The organism is Hymenobacter segetis (assembly GCF_054776495.1).
Window position 1 is genome coordinate 1,963,905 of sequence record NZ_BAAHBV010000001.1, and the last position, 16,398, is coordinate 1,980,302.

9 protein-coding genes are annotated in these 16,398 nt (G+C 62.5%); 1 reads left to right on the forward strand and 8 read right to left on the reverse strand.

The features are described 5' to 3' along the window. Window positions 1–10: 10 nt before the first annotated feature. Together ACYU70_RS08145 and ACYU70_RS08150 are read right to left on the reverse strand one after the other, a co-directional pair. Window positions 11–3,556, reverse strand: a complete 3,546-nt coding sequence (locus ACYU70_RS08145; protein WP_342295509.1) for a T9SS type A sorting domain-containing protein — start codon at window positions 3,554–3,556, stop codon at window positions 11–13. Between the two features lie 155 nt (window positions 3,557–3,711). Continuing rightward, the gene (locus tag ACYU70_RS08150) at window positions 3,712–4,974 is read right to left on the reverse strand and encodes a zinc dependent phospholipase C family protein (protein WP_342295511.1); all 1,263 of its coding nucleotides are present in this window, start codon (window positions 4,972–4,974) and stop codon (window positions 3,712–3,714) included. A 173-nt stretch (window positions 4,975–5,147) separates the two neighbouring features. Between ACYU70_RS08150 and ACYU70_RS08155 the strand changes: the two genes are divergently transcribed. After that, window positions 5,148–6,110, forward strand: a complete 963-nt coding sequence (locus ACYU70_RS08155) for a glycoside hydrolase family 43 protein (RefSeq protein ID WP_342295512.1) — start codon at window positions 5,148–5,150, stop codon at window positions 6,108–6,110. 147 nt (window positions 6,111–6,257) lie between these two features. Here ACYU70_RS08155 and ACYU70_RS08160 read toward each other — a convergent pair whose 3' ends face one another. The 6 genes from ACYU70_RS08160 to ACYU70_RS08185 form a co-directional block, all read right to left on the reverse strand. After that, entirely contained in the window at window positions 6,258–8,306 is a 2,049-nt protein-coding gene (locus tag ACYU70_RS08160; RefSeq protein ID WP_342295514.1) for a glycoside hydrolase family 127 protein, read from the reverse strand. Between the two features lie 11 nt (window positions 8,307–8,317). Then, window positions 8,318–10,147: an NPCBM/NEW2 domain-containing protein gene (locus tag ACYU70_RS08165; RefSeq protein ID WP_342295515.1), complete on the reverse strand. Its 1,830-nt coding sequence runs from the start codon at window positions 10,145–10,147 to the stop codon at window positions 8,318–8,320. A 64-nt stretch (window positions 10,148–10,211) separates the two neighbouring features. Then, the gene (locus ACYU70_RS08170) at window positions 10,212–12,284 is read right to left on the reverse strand and encodes an alpha-L-arabinofuranosidase C-terminal domain-containing protein (protein ID WP_342295517.1); all 2,073 of its coding nucleotides are present in this window, start codon (window positions 12,282–12,284) and stop codon (window positions 10,212–10,214) included. An 84-nt stretch (window positions 12,285–12,368) separates the two neighbouring features. Next, window positions 12,369–13,856: an L-arabinose isomerase gene (gene araA / locus ACYU70_RS08175; RefSeq protein ID WP_342295519.1), complete on the reverse strand. Its 1,488-nt coding sequence runs from the start codon at window positions 13,854–13,856 to the stop codon at window positions 12,369–12,371. A gap of 77 nt (window positions 13,857–13,933) precedes the next feature. Continuing rightward, window positions 13,934–14,635 (reverse strand): L-ribulose-5-phosphate 4-epimerase, encoded by a 702-nt coding sequence (locus tag ACYU70_RS08180; RefSeq protein WP_342295520.1) that lies wholly within the window; start codon window positions 14,633–14,635, stop codon window positions 13,934–13,936. Continuing rightward, the gene (locus ACYU70_RS08185) at window positions 14,632–16,356 is read right to left on the reverse strand and encodes a ribulokinase (RefSeq protein ID WP_342295521.1); all 1,725 of its coding nucleotides are present in this window, start codon (window positions 16,354–16,356) and stop codon (window positions 14,632–14,634) included. Before ACYU70_RS08185 ends, ACYU70_RS08180 begins: the two co-directional genes overlap by 4 nt. Window positions 16,357–16,398 lie beyond the last annotated feature (42 nt).

A 16,398-nucleotide genomic window follows, 5' to 3' on the forward strand; every position in this document is an offset into this window, starting at 1 on the left:
CGGAAAATCATTATTCCACCACCACTTTCCGCACCAGCAGGGTGCCGTCTACGGTCAGGCGCAGGGTATACACGCCGGCCGCGAGGGCATGCACATCAAACTCCGCGTCGATGGCTTGGCCGGCAGGGGCGCTCAGCGAGCGGCTCAGCACGGTTTGGCCGAGGGCGTTGGTGAGCGTGGCGGCTACTGCGGCCTTGCTGCCCAGCACCGGCAGCTGCACCCGGAACGAGCCCGAAGCCGGATTCGGGAACAGCTGGGTCTGGGCGCTCAGCGCCTGGGCGGGCGTGGTGGCCAGCGCCCCCGCCGGGCGGAACTCCACGGCGAAGCGGCCGGCGGCCGTGGTACCGCTCAGGCTAAAGGCGTAGCTGGTGCCGGTGCTCAGCACCGTGCGGGTACCGGTCAGGGCATCAACCAGCGTGGCAGTGCCGACGAAATTGGCCACATTGGCGGCCTCGAAGGTATAGCGGCCGGCCTGCGGCACCTGCACCGTGAGCGGCACCAGCACGGCGGTATTGCCCAGCACGGGCAGGCCGTTGATGGCCATTTCCTCGTTGCTGGCGGCCAGTGAGGCCAGGTTCAGGCCGCTGGGGTTAGCCAGCTTGGCGGCATCATACTCGGCGTCGTGGCTGGCGGTGGCACCGGCTTCAAAGTACACGTACGCTTCGTCGCGGCCAGCGCTGGCGTTGCTTAGCTCCAGGTGCAGCTGCGGGCGGGTATCGGCCAGCCCCCGCCCGAAGGCGGGCACCGCGCCAAAGGTGGTCACGCGGTTGTTGTTGGTCAGGTTCACGGCACCGTTGCTGACCGGCAGTTGCAGGCGCACAAAGTAGCCCGAAGCCGTGGGAATGAGGGGCGAAGTGCCCATGCCATTGGAATACGAGCGGTAGGTGCCGCCGTACTGCCCGCTGCTCTGGAACACATACATGGCCCCATCCACGCCGGGGCGTTGGGTGGCGGTCACGGTACTCCAGTCGAGCGGGGACGGGTAAGGGTTGCCCAGCAACTGCCAGCCCCCGTCGGGGCTGGTGCCCCAACTCAGGGTGCCCGAGTTCTGGCTGCCGTTGTTTAGCAAGCCCACAAAATCGACCAGCGCCGTGTTGGGCGCGTTCACGGTATAGCCGCGGTTCACCGTCATGGGGCTGCCCGAGGCCGGCACGAACCAGCCCTTGTCGAAGGGGCCATAGGTGGAGGTGACGGTGGTAATGCGGGATTGGTCGTAGCCAAACACGTTGGGGAACGGCCGGATGGCTCCTGGCGTGGGGCTACTATTGTAAGCCGTATTAAAGATGGGCGTGAAGCCCGCCGTGGCCAGGTCGTTCACCGTGGTGTTGCTCACCGGGGCCGAATAGTGGCGGTAGCCGATGGGGTTGGCATTGTCGATGTAGCGCTGCACGGTAGCCGTGCCCACTACCACGCCGCCCGCATTCACCACGCCGGCCGTGCCCGTGGCCGACGAAAGCAGGGTAAACGGCTGGCCCCCGGTAATCAGGTTGCCGGCCTGCAGGTTCAGGCCCTGCGTCAGGCTCAGGGCTTGGCTCAGGGTCACGCTGGCCGGGTTGGCCACGCCTACGGCCAGCACCGTAGTGGGCAGGCCCAGGCCCGTTGCTTGAGCAGCGGTGCCGTTGTAGATGTAGTTGGCCAGCGGGCTGTAGGTGCGGGTGCCCGCCAGCAACACGGCGCCGGTGGGCACGCCCGTGGGCGCGATGCCGGCCGGGTCGCAAATCGCCAGCGTGCCGCCGGCCTGCAGGTCGAAGCTGCCGGTGCCGCTCAGCAGCTGGCAGTTCTGGGCCAGTCCCCCGCCCCCCAGAATGGTGAACGTGCCAGCCGCCGTGAGCGGACCTACCAGCACCGCGAAGGCATTGGGGTTGATGGTTACGTTGTTGTAGTTGCCCGTAATGGGCGTGGGCGCAGTCGCCGTGCCGGAGGAAACCACCAGGTTGGGCAACGCGGCCGGATTCACGGTGAAGGTGGCCGCCGCCGAGGTGCCGCCGCCGGGCGCAGGGTTGGTCACGGTCACGTTGTAGCTGCCGGCCGTGGCCTGGTCGCCCGCCGTGAGCTGAATGGTGAGCTGCGTGGCCGACACGTAGGTAGTGGTGCGGGCTGCGCTGTTGAAATTCACCACCGAAGAGGCAATGAAGTTGGTGCCGTTCACCGTCAGCGTCTGGGCCGCCGCCCCGACCGTCACCGAGTTGGGCGAGAGGCTGCTGATGGTGGGGGCCGGGTTGTCGGGCAGCACGGTAAACGTGCCGGGGCTGGTAGCCGTGCCGAGGGGCGTGGTCACGGTGATGGTGCCGCTGGTGGCCCCCGTGGGCACGTTGAAGGTGATGGACGTGGCGCTTACCACCGTGTAACCGGTGATGGCCGCGCCGTTCAGGGTCACGGCCTTTACGCCCGTGAAGTTGGTGCCCGTAATCGTAACCAGCGTACCGGTTTGCCCGCTGGCAGGCGCGATATTGGTGATGGTGGGTACCGCATTGGCAAAGGCCACACCGCGGAAGGAATAGTTGGTGCCGGCAGTAGCAATGGCCGCCGGCAGGGTAGCTGTGCTGGGAGCAGCGTTGTAGCCGCTGTTATCGTTGAGAAAGAATAAGCCGCTGCCGCTGGCCACCAGCGTAACGACGCCGGCAGCACTCACCTGGCCATCGAGGCCGCGAATGGACAAGCCCGTGCCCCCGGTAATGGTGCCGTTGTAGGTCCAGGTACTGCCGACCAGGCTAAATTTCTGAATGCCCCCTCCGGCTGAGGTGTTACCGTCGTCGGCCACGTAGACGACATCAACTCCCGGTACCGAAGGGTTAAGGTCGGCGAAGTAGAAGGCCAGCGGGCTTACAGCGCTGTTGGCTGGGAAGCCGGGCAGCAGTACGGTCGTCTGGCCACTGGTGGTGGGCAAACCGCTACCTACCTGGCTAACGCCAATGAAAGGCGAGGAGGCGCTGCTAACGTAGAGGTTGCCCCCGAACGTATTGACATAGCGCAGGTTGCTGGGCGTGCTGCTGATGACGGTTGAGGTGCCGTTGTTGCCGAATGGCACGTAGCGCACCCCACCCGACGAACCTGCCGTGTAGAAGCTGGTGCCGTTTGCCGTAGTGCCGGCGCGCAGGTTGCCCGTGGCATCCGTCAGGCGCGTACTGGTGTCGACGGAGCCATCGGCAGCCACGCGGCCTACTATGCGGTTGGTGGTAGCCGGGGCCGTACCAGATACGGCAGCCACACCAGGCGCGGCGTCGTAGCCGGTTATCACCAGATAGGCACCGTCGGCTGAGCGCGTCAGGCCCGCATCGGTAGTCGATGAGCCCGCTACCGTCAAAATGCGATTGGTGCCCAACACTGTTGTTGGCAGGGAGATGGACTGCACCAGTCCACCGGCCGGCGTGTATTCAAGTAAAACCACCACAGTAGCAGCGCTAGTAAGCCCCGCCGTGCCGTCGCCGACGCGCACCACCACCAGATTGCCAGGAGTAAACGGCGCGGCCTGGCCCAGCACGGGCAGCAGCACCAACAAGACCAATAGCCACGCCCAGCGTAGCAGTGGCATTTCCCTCGAGTAACGTTTCAACATAGGAAAAGGACTAATGAGTGAATGGATGGGTTAGGTAAACAAAAGTCTCAGGAGCAGGCAAAACAGTCTTAAAAAAAGAAAGGTATGTAAAAAAGCCAGCCTTACAAGCACTAGCTTCTTCACATACCTCAATTTTCGGCAGGGCCACGTTTTTTCTAGCGCAGCGTCTTCAGCTGCTCCAGCGCGGCCTGGGTTTCCTGCTGCTTGCTGCCCTCTTTTTCTTCCTGCGAGGCCGGGGTTTTGGGCGTACTGCCGTAGAAGGCGAGGATGTTTTGACGGGCCACGGGGCTGAGGTTTTCGAACTTCTTGCCGGCCAGCTTGCGCAGCCACTCGCCGTAGGTTTCATCGGCCAGGCCGTATTCGCCGGCGTGGGTGGGCTTGCCGGTATCGAAGTCGGCATTGGACAGGGTGAGGGGCGCGGCGGCGGTGTCGGCGGGCTGGCGGGCCACGTTGGCGCAGTAGCTGGCCATCACCTTGCGGAAGCTGGCCCGGAAAATCTTCTCGGCCTCCGGCGTGGGCAGTTTGAAAGCGAAGGGTTTCAGCGGCCCAATTTTGGGCAACACCCGGATGAAATACGAGATGATGCGCGCCCCGAAACCTGGGCGCTTATACTCCTTGCCGTATTCTTTGCGGAAGGCCTTGGGGTGGTTGCGGGCCATGTAATCGCGCCGCCGGGCCCCGGGGCTCAGTTTCACGATGTCCTTGCGCTTGTAGTGCCAGGCCGCGCGCGCCGCCGTCGGAATGAGCTGGCTCACGGCAAAGCGGTAGCTGGCAATGCTCAGGTCCACGTTCACAATCACCTGGCCCAGCTCCAGGCCGTAGGTTTTCAGAAAGGCCCGCTCCAGCGGCGACTTACTCACCTTGAAGCCGATTTTCTGGTGGTAGTCCTGGCTGTGGTACTTGCCGCTGGCCAGTTGCACTACATCGAAGGAAAACTCCAGCTGCCCATGCTGCTTGGGGCCTTGCTCGTAGGTCACCACGTCGCCGAATTTCGCTTTCAGGTCGGGGTACACCAGCGGCACGGCGCGGTTGGTGCCTTCGGCGTGGCCGTTGAGGTCGGCCGAATAGTGGGCCAATGCGCCCAAGGCGAAGGCGTAATCGTTGAGGTCCCGGGACTCGTTGATGAGGTTGCGGATAAAGTCGCCGGAGCGCACGTAGTGCGTCAGGTTGGTGAACAGCACCGAGCCGAAGGGATAGTAGCCCATGTCCTGAATGATGGCCCCGCCGTAGGCATACGCCTTGGCATCAACCAGTTGCTCGGGCGTGGAGGCCGGGTAGCGCTTCAGGATGGCCGGTACCAGGCAGCGCTCCCAGGTCGAGTCGATGTTGGCCTGATGCGTCAGCACGGCGTAGCCGGCCGCCGGGCGGGCAGCCAGGGCCAGCAGCACAACCAGCAGAAATGAATAGATACGGAGCATGAAAAAGGTGCAGAAGAAGGTAAGCACAACGTTGGTTGCTTGCAACGGCAAACACCCTGGCCGCGTTGCCGCCCCCGGCAATAGGCTGCCGCATTGCCGGGACCGTCAATTTGCATGTACATTGCACAAACGATTGTGTAAGCCCGGATTCGCCCTTTCATTTTGAATGTAACATGAAGCTGTTTCTTCCCGCGCTGTTCCTGTTGGCCGCTACAGCCGCCGCCCAAACTGCCCCCGCTCCCACCCCGGCCGGCAACCCCATCTTCCGCCACAAGTACACGGCCGACCCCAGCGCCATGGTGCAAAAAGGCACCGTGTACCTCTACACCGGCCACGACGAAGCCCCCGCCCGCCAGGAGCGCTACGTGATGCACGAGTGGCTCTGCTTTTCCAGCACCGATATGGTGAACTGGACCGAGCATCCGGTGCCGCTCAAAGTGTCGGACTTTGCCTGGGCCAAAGACGATGCCTGGGCCTCGCAGGTGATTGCCCGCAACGGCAAGTTCTATTGGTACGCAGCCGTGGAGCACGGCTGCATTCACGGCAAGGCCATCGGCGTGGCGGTATCAGACAGCCCCACCGGGCCGTTCAAAGATGCGCGGGGCTCGGCCCTGATTACGCCCGACGCGACGCCCGACGACAAGATTAGCTGGGCCGATATCGACCCCACGGTTTTCGTCGACAGCAAGGGCCAGGGCTATTTATTCTGGGGAAATACTACCTGTTATTACGCCAAGCTCAAAGCCAATATGACGGAGCTGGACGGCCCCATCCAGACCGTGAAAGGCCTGCCGCGCTACACCGAGGCCCCGTGGGTACACGAGCACAACGGCTGGTATTACCTGAGCTACGCCTCCGAATTCCCCGAAAAAATAGTGTACGCCATGAGCCGCAGCCTGGAAGGCCCATGGGAATACAAGGGCATTCTGAACGAGCTGGCGGGAAATTCCAACACCAACCACCAGGCCATCATTGACTTCAAAGGCCAGTCCTACTTCATCTATCACAACGGCGGAGCCAATACCGACGGCGGCAGCTTCCGCCGCTCAGTCTGCATCGATAGCCTGTATTATAACAAAGACGGCACCTTGAAGCGCGTGGTGATGACGACGGAGGGCGTGAAGGCGGCGAGGTAGCCTTTATGTCAGGGAATTGACCGCTATGCAGAGCGCAGCGAAGCATCTTGCCCGCGCAACGCAATCCAATCAATGGGATTAGTAGCTGCGGTAAAGATGCTTCGCTGCGCTCTGCATGACGTTCGTTTTTGTTCTATACATCAGACCCTATTTCCCCACCGTCGCCTCCGTGGTGGCGGGCTGGCTCAGCAGGTCCACATCGGTGATGCGCTCGGGGAACCAGACGGTCATTTCGCCCTTGCCGCGGTTGGCCCAGGCGTAGTACGGGATGGCCGTGAGCGTCTGCGGCACGGTGCGGATGGCCGTGGCGCTGGCATCTACCTCCACCGCCGGAACGGTGGCCGTCAGGGTCATCATGCCGTTGAGCAGGCCGGGCTGGTAGATGGTGCTGAAAGCCGCGCCGACGGGCACGATGAGGTTGCTGGTTTTGCCATTATTGTCCTTCCACTCGGCGCAGTACATGACCGGGCCACGCTGCAAAGCCACTTTACCGAGGTCGTCCTTCACCTTGGCATTGGCCAGCACGCGGCGCACTTCCATGGGCAAAGTCAGGTCAATAACGTCGCCTTTGTGCCACTTGCGGGCCAGCACGGCGTAGCCGTTGCGTAGGGTGTAGGCCACGGGCTTGCCGTTGATTTTGAGGGTGGCCGCCTGCCCGGAAGGTGTGGCGAAGGTGTACAGATTCGAGGGCATGGCCTCGTTGCGCGCCCAGCCGGGAATGCGCAGCAGCAGGGTAAAATCGGTGGTGGCAGCCGGGTTCACGGTGAATTTCAGGCCGCCGTCCCATGGGTAGTTGTTCTGCTGAATGATGCTAACTTTTTGCTTGCCGATGCTTAGGTTGCTGGTGCCGCTCACGAAGAGGTTCACGTACAAATCCCGGCCGTTCTGGGCGTAGACGTAGCCGGGCAGAGCGGGCATTAGGCGGGCCAGGTTGGTGGGGCAGCACGAGCATTCGAACCAGCCCGCCCGCGCCGGCTCGGTCTGGGGAAAGCTGGCGCTGCTCTTAATCTGCATCGCGTTGCTGTAGAAAAAGCTTTTGCCATCGAGGCCCACGCCGGAAATCAGGCCATTGTAGAGCACTTTTTCCATCACGTCGACATACTTGGCATCGCCGTGGAGCTGGAACATACGCTGGTTCCAGTACACGTCGGCCACCGAGGCGCAGGTTTCGTTGTAGGCCGTGGCGTTGGGCAGCTCGTAGTTGGCCCCAAACCGCTCGCCGCCGGGCACCGCGCCGGTGCCGCCCGTTACGTATAATTTCTTCGCCACCATGTTATTCCAGATGGTATCCACGGCGGCCAGCAGCTTCTTATCGCCGGTGAGGGCGGCCACATCGGCCATGGCCGAGTAGAGGTATTCGGCGCGCACGGCGTGGCCTTCGGCTTCTTTTTGGTTGTACACCGGCTTGTCGTCCTGCCAGTACTGGCCGTTTTTGAATGGGTCGTGGCTCTTGGCGTCGTAGCCCTTGTACTGGCCCCGCGCCTCGATAAAGAACTTCGCCGTGCTCAAGTATTCAGGCTTGCCCGTGACGCGGTAGAGCTTCACCAAACCCATTTCCACGATTTCGTGACCGGGCGCCACGGTGCGCTTGCCGGGACCGAAAACGGAGCACACCAAATCGGCATTTTTGAGGGCGATGTTGAGCAGGGTTTTCTTGCCGGTGGCCTCGTAATGAGCCACTGCCGACTCGTAGAGGTGGCCGGAATTGTAGAGTTCGTGGCTTAGCTCGCGCTCCTTTTCCCAACGCTCTTTGCCTGACCAAGCGTGTGGGTGCGCGGGGTCGATGGTGCGGGCCGTGTAGAGGTAGCCATCGGGCTCCTGGGCCGCGCCTACTTTGGCAATCAGGCCGTCGATGTAAGCGTCCAGCTTGGCGTCGGGGTACACGCTCATGGAATATGATGCGCCTTCGATGGTCTTGTAGATATCGGTATCATCGAAAGGGTAACCCGTGGCAAACTTGCCCGATTTTGCCGCCGCCATCTCGAAGTTCTTCACCCGATTGGTGGCTTCGCAGCGGGCGAAGGATGCGGGAATGGTGACGTCGGTGTTGGTTTTGAGGCGCGGCAGCCAGAAGCTGTCCGTCAGCTTCACTTTAGTGAAGGGGACGGCCTGAATGGGGTAATCGGTGTGCTGGGCCACGGCCGGGCCGGCCACGCCCAAACCCAAAAACAACAGGAATAGCTTCGAAGTCATCATGATGGATGCTGTTACTTTTTGCGAGCAGAAATGCGATACAGCGCCGCCCCGTGCCGCCGGATATAAGGCGCAAACTCCGTTGTGAATTCACCAATTTTTCGGCCGCTCCACAGGTCGGTTACGGTTGCTTCGCTGGCAATTCCCAGCTCCTTCAGCAGCACCGGCACGCGCACCGAATCGGCGGGGGCCGGCCGGTAAGGCGATTTGGTGAAAACCAGGAAATCGAGCGTGCCGCCGGTGTTCTGCACGGCCGCCGCATTATCGAGCCCAACTGTGGTGCTGAGGTGCGTGGAGCCAGCCGGCAGGTCGTATTCGATGATGGAGTTGGCGTGGGTGCCGATGCCGGTTTCATAGGCTTTCCCGGCCACCAGCAGCGGCGCGCCTGATACGCTTTTGTTTACTGTAGACTTGCCCCAGCCGGCGCTGGCATTGCGCCACGGCAGCGTCGTCAAAGCCACCGTTTTGCCGCCACCGCTCAGCGTGGGGTTTAGCCAGTCGGCGTGGTCCCAGGCGGTGCCGTCGCCGCCGTCGCGCACGTTCAGGTAGAGCTTGGTGGCGCCGGTGATGTCCACGTCGGCCGCATTGCCTGGGGTTTGTCGATTTATTAGTCCGCTGGCCCACACGGCTTCGCTGGCGGGGGCCAGCTCCTGGTCCTGGGCGTTGAAAAGGGCCAGGAATTTATCGCCGGTGGTGGGGTCGTCGGCGGTCCAGGCCACGAGGTCGCCGCCGCGGAACAGCTGGCGGTTGTGGGTGCTGCTGCGGTTCACGGCCAGCACATTTTTGTTGGTGAGTAAAGCCAGCGTGGCGGCGTCGTTGCTGGGCAGGTCGCCGCCGAACATCAGCGGGGAGCGGAATACGCTCCAGAGCGTCATCAGGGTGCGCTGCTCGTCGGGCGTGAAGCGGGTCTGGCGGTCGTCGCCCCGCTCGGCGCGGATGCCCAGGCGGCCCAGCGGCAGCATATCCGCATCGGGAAAAGCGCCGGGTTGGATGTAAGGTGCCCAGCGGTTACAGACCTCAAAATGCTCCTTGAGTTGCTCCCAGCTGTCCCAGAAGTCGCCCACGGTGCGCCACATATTGGCATTGGCAGCAACGTGTTTGGCTTCCGCAATCGGGGTTTCACCGGGCGAGGTGCTGAACACGATTTTGCGGCCCGACTTATCAATGGCCCGCCGAATCATCTCCACTTCCGGCTTGTGGTAGGGCTCCGAAAGGTCATCGACTTTCACGAAATCCAGCCCCCACGCGGCATAGAGCTTGAACAGCGAATCGTAGTATTCCTGCGCGCCCGGCCCGGCTTTCACCGTGTACATATCGTGCAGCCAGCGGGCTAGGCTTTCCTTGCTATATATGTCGGCAGCCGTCAGCTTGGTGCCGAGGATGGGCAGCCGGCGTTGCACCGCCACCACCGGCACGCCGCGCATGATGTGAATGCCGAATTTCAGCCCCTTGGCGTGCAGGTAATCGGCCAGCGGCTTGAAGCCCTTGCCGCCGGCCGCCGAGGGAAATCGGTTCACGGCCGGGATGAAGCGGCCGTATTCGTCGAGGTTCCAGTCGGGGTTTTTCTCGTTGTAGCCGTGGGCCGTGTCGTTGCCCACGTACCAGCGGATATCCACCACTACGTATTCCCAGCCGCTGCTTTTGAGGTTTTTCGCCATGTAATCGGCGTTGGCGCGCACCTCGGCTTCGGTCACGGTGGGGCCGTAGCAGTCCCAGCTGTTCCAGCCCATGGGCGGCGTGGCGGCCCACTGGTGGAAGTCGGTTTTCGAGGCGGCTTTTTGGGCGTGACAGGGAACGATGCCCAGCAGCAAACCGGCAGCCAATAGCGTTTTATTTTTTTTCATGGATGATGTGTCGCTACGGACAGTGTAAGGGCGGGGTCGTACCCGGTAGGGCTTGCCCCCGCCCCTAGCGCTTGCCCGGAATGCGCAGCACCGTGAGCGAGTTCGGGGCCAGCGTATAACTCACCACCGACCCAGCCACGGCGAATTTCGATTCCTGCGGCGTGAGTTTCTTCGGCTCCTGGAGGCTGTTCTGAGTGTTTAAATCGTCGGAGGCCATCACCAGGGCGCGGCCAGTTTTGCCGAGCTTTTTGGCCCCGGTCAGGCTCACTTTCACAGCGCGGGGCGTAGCGGAGTAGTTCACCAGCTTCACCACGATGTCGCCGGCCGCATCGTCGGCCACGGCGCTGGCGAAGAGGTTATCGGTGCCGTTTTTGGCGTTGGCGGGCAACTGCACGGGCAGCATGGTGGTGCCCTTGTTCTGGCTGAAAAGCTGCTGCACGTAGTAATTCACCGTGCCGTAGGCGTTCAGGTTGTCGAACCAAATGAGGTTCGGCGTCCACTGCCAGGCATCGACGTGGGCGAACAGCGGCGCGTAGGACGCCATAGCTACCACATCGGCATTGCGCTCCAACCCCGTCATGAAGGCGGCTTCGGAGAGGGCGCAGTCCCAGTTGTTCTTGTTTTCCTGGCTGGCAATGCCGGCGCTCTGGGCGGCGTACTCGCCGGCGAAGATTTTGGAGCCGGTGCGTGGGTAGTTGTCGTAGCGGTCCACGTGCTGACGGAACCACTCCGGCCGGGCGTAGTAGTGCTCGTCGATAAACTCGGCCTTCTGCGCCCGCAGCGTGGCTGTGGCTTTGTCAAAAAGCTCGCCCTCCGGCGACGGCCCGGCGCTGCTCACAATCTGAATAGTCGGGTATTTGGCCTTCAGTGCTTTGGCAAACGGCTCGTAGCGCTCCAGGTACTGCGGCCCCCACTGCTCGTTGCCGATGCCAATCATCTTCAGGTTGAACGGCGCGGGGTGGCCCATGGCCACGCGCTTGGCACCCCAGGTGGAGGTGGCGGGGCCGTTGGCGAATTCCACCAAATCCAGCGCGTCCTGAATGAAGGTATCCAACGTGGGCTCGTCGCCCGGCCCGGCCGCGTTCGGCCCCTTGGCCGCGCTGCCGAGGGGGGCTAGCTCGGCCGAGTTGAACTGGCAGGCCATGCCCACGTTCAGAATAGGCAGCGGCTCAGCCCCAATGTCCTCCGAAAGCTGGAAATACTCGAAGAAGCCCAGCCCGAACGACTGGTAATAATCGGGCGTGTAGCGCTGTTTAAATTCTTTGTTCCAGCGGTTTATCATGGGCTGGCGGCTGGCTACCTCGCCAATGGTTTCCTTCCACTGGTAGCGGTTATCCAGCGTCATGCCCTCCACGATGCAGCCGCCGGGGAAGCGCAGGAAGCCGGGCTTCATGTCCTTGAGCAGCTGCACGAGGTCGGGCCGCAGGCCATTCTCACGCTTCAGGTACGTGTCCTTCGGGAAGAGCGAAACCACGTCGATATCGGCAGTGCCGGTGCCTTCCACGGTCAGTTTGAGACGGGCTTTGGCCGCCGTGGCTGTAGGCCGGAGCACCACGCTATACTTCTTCCACTCGCCGGTGAGGCCCGTAATTTGGGCCTGGGCCAGCGGCTGGCCTGATGCGGCGATTTCGGGGCCGCCGGCGCGGCGGCCGGGCTCCTCCAGCGCCACGTTCAGGGCCGATATGCTGCCGGGACCGCGCCGCAGGTACACCGAGAAGGTGTATTCCGCGCCCTGCTTCAGGCCCATGCCCCGGAAGCCTTCGTTCACAAAACCGGCATCGGGGCTGGCGGTTTTCACGCTCAGGCGCAGGAAATGGCGGTTGGTGTTGCCAATGGGCTGGTCGCCCGACACGCGGTAATCGGCCAGGCCGGCCGCGCCCCGAATGGCCTTCCAGCCAATGAGGTGGTCGTCGGTTTCAAACGACTTGTTCTTCACCAGCTCGGGGTACAGCCCGCCATCGGCCGCGAAGTTGATGTCTTCGAAAAACAGGCCGTACATGTTTTTGGGCACCGGTGCACCGGGCTTGTTCACCTGCACGGTGAGGGTGGCGGGGGCCGTTTGGGCCAGGACAGCGGGGCCGGTCAACAGGCCCAGCAGAACCAGAAATGCGGGCAGGCCAGCGGTAGGAATTCGCATGATGATAATGGGTTGTAAGTCTCAAAAAGAACGTCATGCTTCGATTTCGCTCAGCATGAAGGCCTGTTTTAGCAAGCTCCGCCCCTACCCGCGAAAAGCTACTTCGTTGTACCGCAGCTCGTTCTTAAAGGTCCGCAGCTTGGTATCAGCATCAATAATCACGAATTCAATCCCGGCCATTTCGGCGAAATCTTCGAGGTACTCGGCGGTCAAGTTCTGGCTGTAGCCGGTGTGGTGGGCCCCACCAGCTAATATCCAGGCAGCCGCGCCGGTAGCCATATCGGGCTTGATTTTCCAGAGCACGCGGGCCACGGGCAGCTTGGGCAGGTCGGCGGCGGGCAGCACGGCTTCTACTTCGTTCACAATCAGGCGGAAGCGGTTGCCGAGGTCCACGATGGTGGCGTTCAGGGCCGGGCCGGCGGGGCAGTTGAATACCAAGCGGGCTGGGTCGGCCTTGCCGCCGATGCCCAGCGGGTGCACTTCCACCTTCACTTTGCCGGCGGCGATGCTCGGGCAAATTTCCAGCATGTGCGAGCCGAGCACCTGCTCGTTGCCGGGCTCGAAGTGGTAGGTGTAGTCCTCCATGAAGGAGTTGCCGCCGGGCAGGCCCGCGCCCATCACCTTCATGGCGCGCACCAGGGCCGAGGTTTTCCAGTCGCCCTCGCCGCCGAAGCCGTAGCCCTCAGCCATGAGGCGCTGCGTGGCGATGCCGGGCAGCTGCGCCATGCCGTGCAGGTCCTCAAAAGTATCGGTGAAGCCTTTGGCTCCCTTGTCTTGCAGGAACTTGCGCATGCCGGCCTCGATGCGGGCGGCTTCGCGCAGGCTTTCGCGCTGGGCACCGCCGGCTTTCAGGTCCTCGGCCAGCTCGTATTCTTTTTCATAAGTAGCCAGCAGCTCGTCAATCTGGCTGTCGCTCACCTCATTCACCACCGCCACCAAATCGCCGATGCCGTAGGTATTCACCTCGTAGCCAAACTTGATTTCGGCTTCCACCTTGTCGCCTTCGGTCACGGCCACGTAGCGCATGTTGTCGCCGAAGCGGATGAACTTGCCGCCCTGCCAGTCGGCCCAGGCCGTGGCCACGCGGCTCCAGATGCTCAGGCTCTCGTGCACCGCCGCGCTCTGCCAGTGGCCTACTATCACCTTGCGCTTCAGCCGCATCCGGGCGCCGATGAAGCCAAATTCCCGGTCACCGTGCGCCGATTGATTGGTGTTCATAAAGTCCATGTCAATATCGGCCCACGGAATGTCGCTGTTATACTGCGTGTGCAGATGCGCCAGCGGCTTCTGCAGGATTTTCAGGCCGTTAATCCACATTTTGGCCGGCGAGAAAGTGTGCATCCAGGCAATCAGGCCCACGCAGTTTTCGGCCGTGTTGGCCTCCTGCATGAGCTTATAAATCTCCTGCGGGGTCTTCAGAATGGGCTTATAGACGATTTTGATGGGCAGCTTGAGGCCAAGCTCCTTGGCGATTTCCTGCGAGTGGCGGGCCACTTCTTCCAGGGTTTCGGGGCCGTAGAGGTGCTGGGTGCCAGTGACGAACCAGGCTTCGTAATGGGTGAGGTCAATCATGAGAAGTAGCGCGGACTTTCAGTCCGCGTTTGGAGGGATGGGTTGGGGATGTTTCGGGCGCGGACTAAAAGTCCGCGCTACTGTTGTCCGTAGTAGGAATTCACGCCGTGCTTGCGCTCGTAGTGCTTGCGAATGAGGGCGTCTTTCAGGCGTGGCACTTCCGGGCGCAGGGTGCAGCTGAGGTAAGCCATGCGGGCTATTTCTTCGAGCACAGCGCTGTTGTACACGGCTTTATCCACCGTTTTACCCCAGGTGAAGGGGGCGTGGTTGGCCAGCAGCACCATTTCTACTTCCGTGGGCGAGAGACCGCGGCGCTGGAATTCGTTGAGGATTTGCCAGCCGGTCTGGTGCTCGTAGTCGCCGGCAATCATGGCATCGTCCATGGGCGGGGCGCAGGGCACGTCGGCCGTCAGGTGGTCGGCGTGAGTGGTGCCGAGGATGGGAATATCGAGTTGGGCCTGGGCCCAGGCAGTGGCGTAGGTGCTGTGCGTGTGCACGATGCCGCCGATATGCTCCCAGTGGCTGTAGAGCACGGCGTGGGTTTTGGTGTCGGATGAAGGCCGCTTCTCCCCTTCCAGCACGTTGTTGGCGAAGTCGAGAATGACAATATCCTCCGGCTTCAGCAGGTCGTAGGGCACGCCGCTGGGCTTGATGGCGAACACGCGCTTCTCGCGGTCCACCACGCTGGCGTTGCCGAAGGTGAACAGCACCAGCCCGAGCTTGGGTAGTTGCATGTTGGCGTCGTAGCACGCCTGTTTCAATTCCTGGTACTGGCTCATGCGGTGGCGATAGCGGCGGTTTCGGTTTCCTCAACTGGTTCGGCCGGGCCGTTGGTCGCGCTTTCCACAAAGCGGCCGAAGGACTGGTACTGCGCGTAGCGAGCGGCGTAGTCGGCCACGCGGGCGGGGTTGGGCGTGTAGGTTTCGGCGAAGCCGGAGCCCATGGCCTTCTGGGCCGTTTGCACGTCGGGCTGAATGCCGGCGGCCACGGCCGCATACATGGCCGCGCCCAACGCTGGAGCCTGCTCCGACACGGCGATTTTGATGGGCCGGTCGAGCACATCGGCCAGAGTTTGCATCACAAACCGCGACTTTTTGGCTACGCCGCCGATGCCGATAACCTGCTTCACGGGAATGCCTTCGGCCTCAAACCGCTCCACAATCTGCTTCGAGCCGTAGCAGATGGCCTCCACCAGCGCCCGGAAAATCTGGGGCGCATTGGTGCCCATTGTCAGGTTCATTATCGCGCCTTTCAGGGCCTGGTTGGCGTCGGGCGTGCGGCGGCCGTTCACCCAGTCGAGGGCCAAGACGGCGCTTTCGGCGGGGTCCACGGCAGCGGCGGCTTCGCTGAGCTGCACCAGTAGCGCGTCGCTCATTTCTTCGCGCAGGGCGGCCTGCAGCTCTGGTGTCAGGACTTTGGAATGTTGCAGCACGTTGTACAGCGGCCACTCCACGATGTTGCGGAACCAGGCCAGCAAATCACCAAAAGCTGACTGCCCGGCTTCCAGCCCCAGCATGCCCGGAATCACGGAGCCATCCACTTGCCCGCAGATGCCGGCCACTAAATGGTCACCCACTTCGGCCGTGGGCGCGACCACGATGTCGCAGGTCGAGGTGCCCATCACCTTCACCATCGAATAGGCCTCGATTTCGCCCGCGATGGCCCCCGCGTGGGCATCGAATGAACCCACCGCGACTACCGTAGCGGTGGTCAGGCCGAGGCGCTGGGCCCACTCTTCGGAGAGATGGCCAGCCACCTCATCGGCGGTGTACGTTTCGGTGAATAATCGATTGTGTAAACCAGCCAGTTTTGGTTCGAGGTGGGTGAGAAACTGCTCGGAGGGCAGGCCGCCCCAGCTCGCGTGCCACATGGCCTTGTGGCCGGCGGCGCAGCGGCTGCGCTTAAAGGTGGCGAGGTCGCCGCCCGTCAGGAGCAGGGTCAGCCAGTCGCAGTGCTCCATCCAGGAATGGGCAGCAGCGGCCACGGCCTCATCCTCGCGCAGAATGTGCGTGATTTTGGCCCAGAACCACTCCGAGGAGTAGATACCGCCTGAATATTTAGTGTAATCTTCGCCGCCCCAGGTGCGGGCTTTGTGGTTGATTTCGGCCGCTTCGGCCAGGGCCGTGTGGTCTTTCCAGAGCACGAACATGGCGTTGGGGTTATTCTCGAAGCCGGGCGTGAGGGCCAGGGCCACCCCCTGCGCGTTCACGGGTCCGGGCGTGGAGCCGGTGGTGTCCACGGCCAGGCCCACGACCTGCGCGGCGGGCACCTGCCGGGCCACGCGGCGCACCACGGCCTCCAGGCCCTCGATATGGTCGAGCGGGTGCTGGCGGAACTGGTTGCGCGTGGGGTTGCAGAATTGCCCAGTTTTCCAGCGGGCGTAGTTGTGCACGGCCTGGGCTACTTCGGTGCCGGTGCGGGCATCCACGAGCAGGGCGCGGACGGAGTCGGTGCCGTAGTCGATGCCGATGACGTAGGCGGGGGTGGTGATTTGTTGCATAGGTGATAGTAGCGCGGACTTTTAGTCCGCGATAGAATAGTA

Coding starts and splice junctions, on each gene's coding strand:
- ACYU70_RS08145 (WP_342295509.1), bottom strand. CDS start 3,556: ATGTTGAAACGTTACTCGAGGGAAATGCCACTGCTACGCTGGGCGTGG.
- ACYU70_RS08150 (WP_342295511.1), bottom strand. CDS start 4,974: ATGCTCCGTATCTATTCATTTCTGCTGGTTGTGCTGCTGGCCCTGGCT.
- ACYU70_RS08155 (WP_342295512.1), top strand. CDS start 5,148: ATGAAGCTGTTTCTTCCCGCGCTGTTCCTGTTGGCCGCTACAGCCGCC.
- ACYU70_RS08160 (WP_342295514.1), bottom strand. CDS start 8,306: ATGATGACTTCGAAGCTATTCCTGTTGTTTTTGGGTTTGGGCGTGGCC.
- ACYU70_RS08165 (WP_342295515.1), bottom strand. CDS start 10,147: ATGAAAAAAAATAAAACGCTATTGGCTGCCGGTTTGCTGCTGGGCATC.
- ACYU70_RS08170 (WP_342295517.1), bottom strand. CDS start 12,284: ATGCGAATTCCTACCGCTGGCCTGCCCGCATTTCTGGTTCTGCTGGGC.
- araA (WP_342295519.1), bottom strand. CDS start 13,856: ATGATTGACCTCACCCATTACGAAGCCTGGTTCGTCACTGGCACCCAG.
- ACYU70_RS08180 (WP_342295520.1), bottom strand. CDS start 14,635: ATGAGCCAGTACCAGGAATTGAAACAGGCGTGCTACGACGCCAACATG.
- ACYU70_RS08185 (WP_342295521.1), bottom strand. CDS start 16,356: ATGCAACAAATCACCACCCCCGCCTACGTCATCGGCATCGACTACGGC.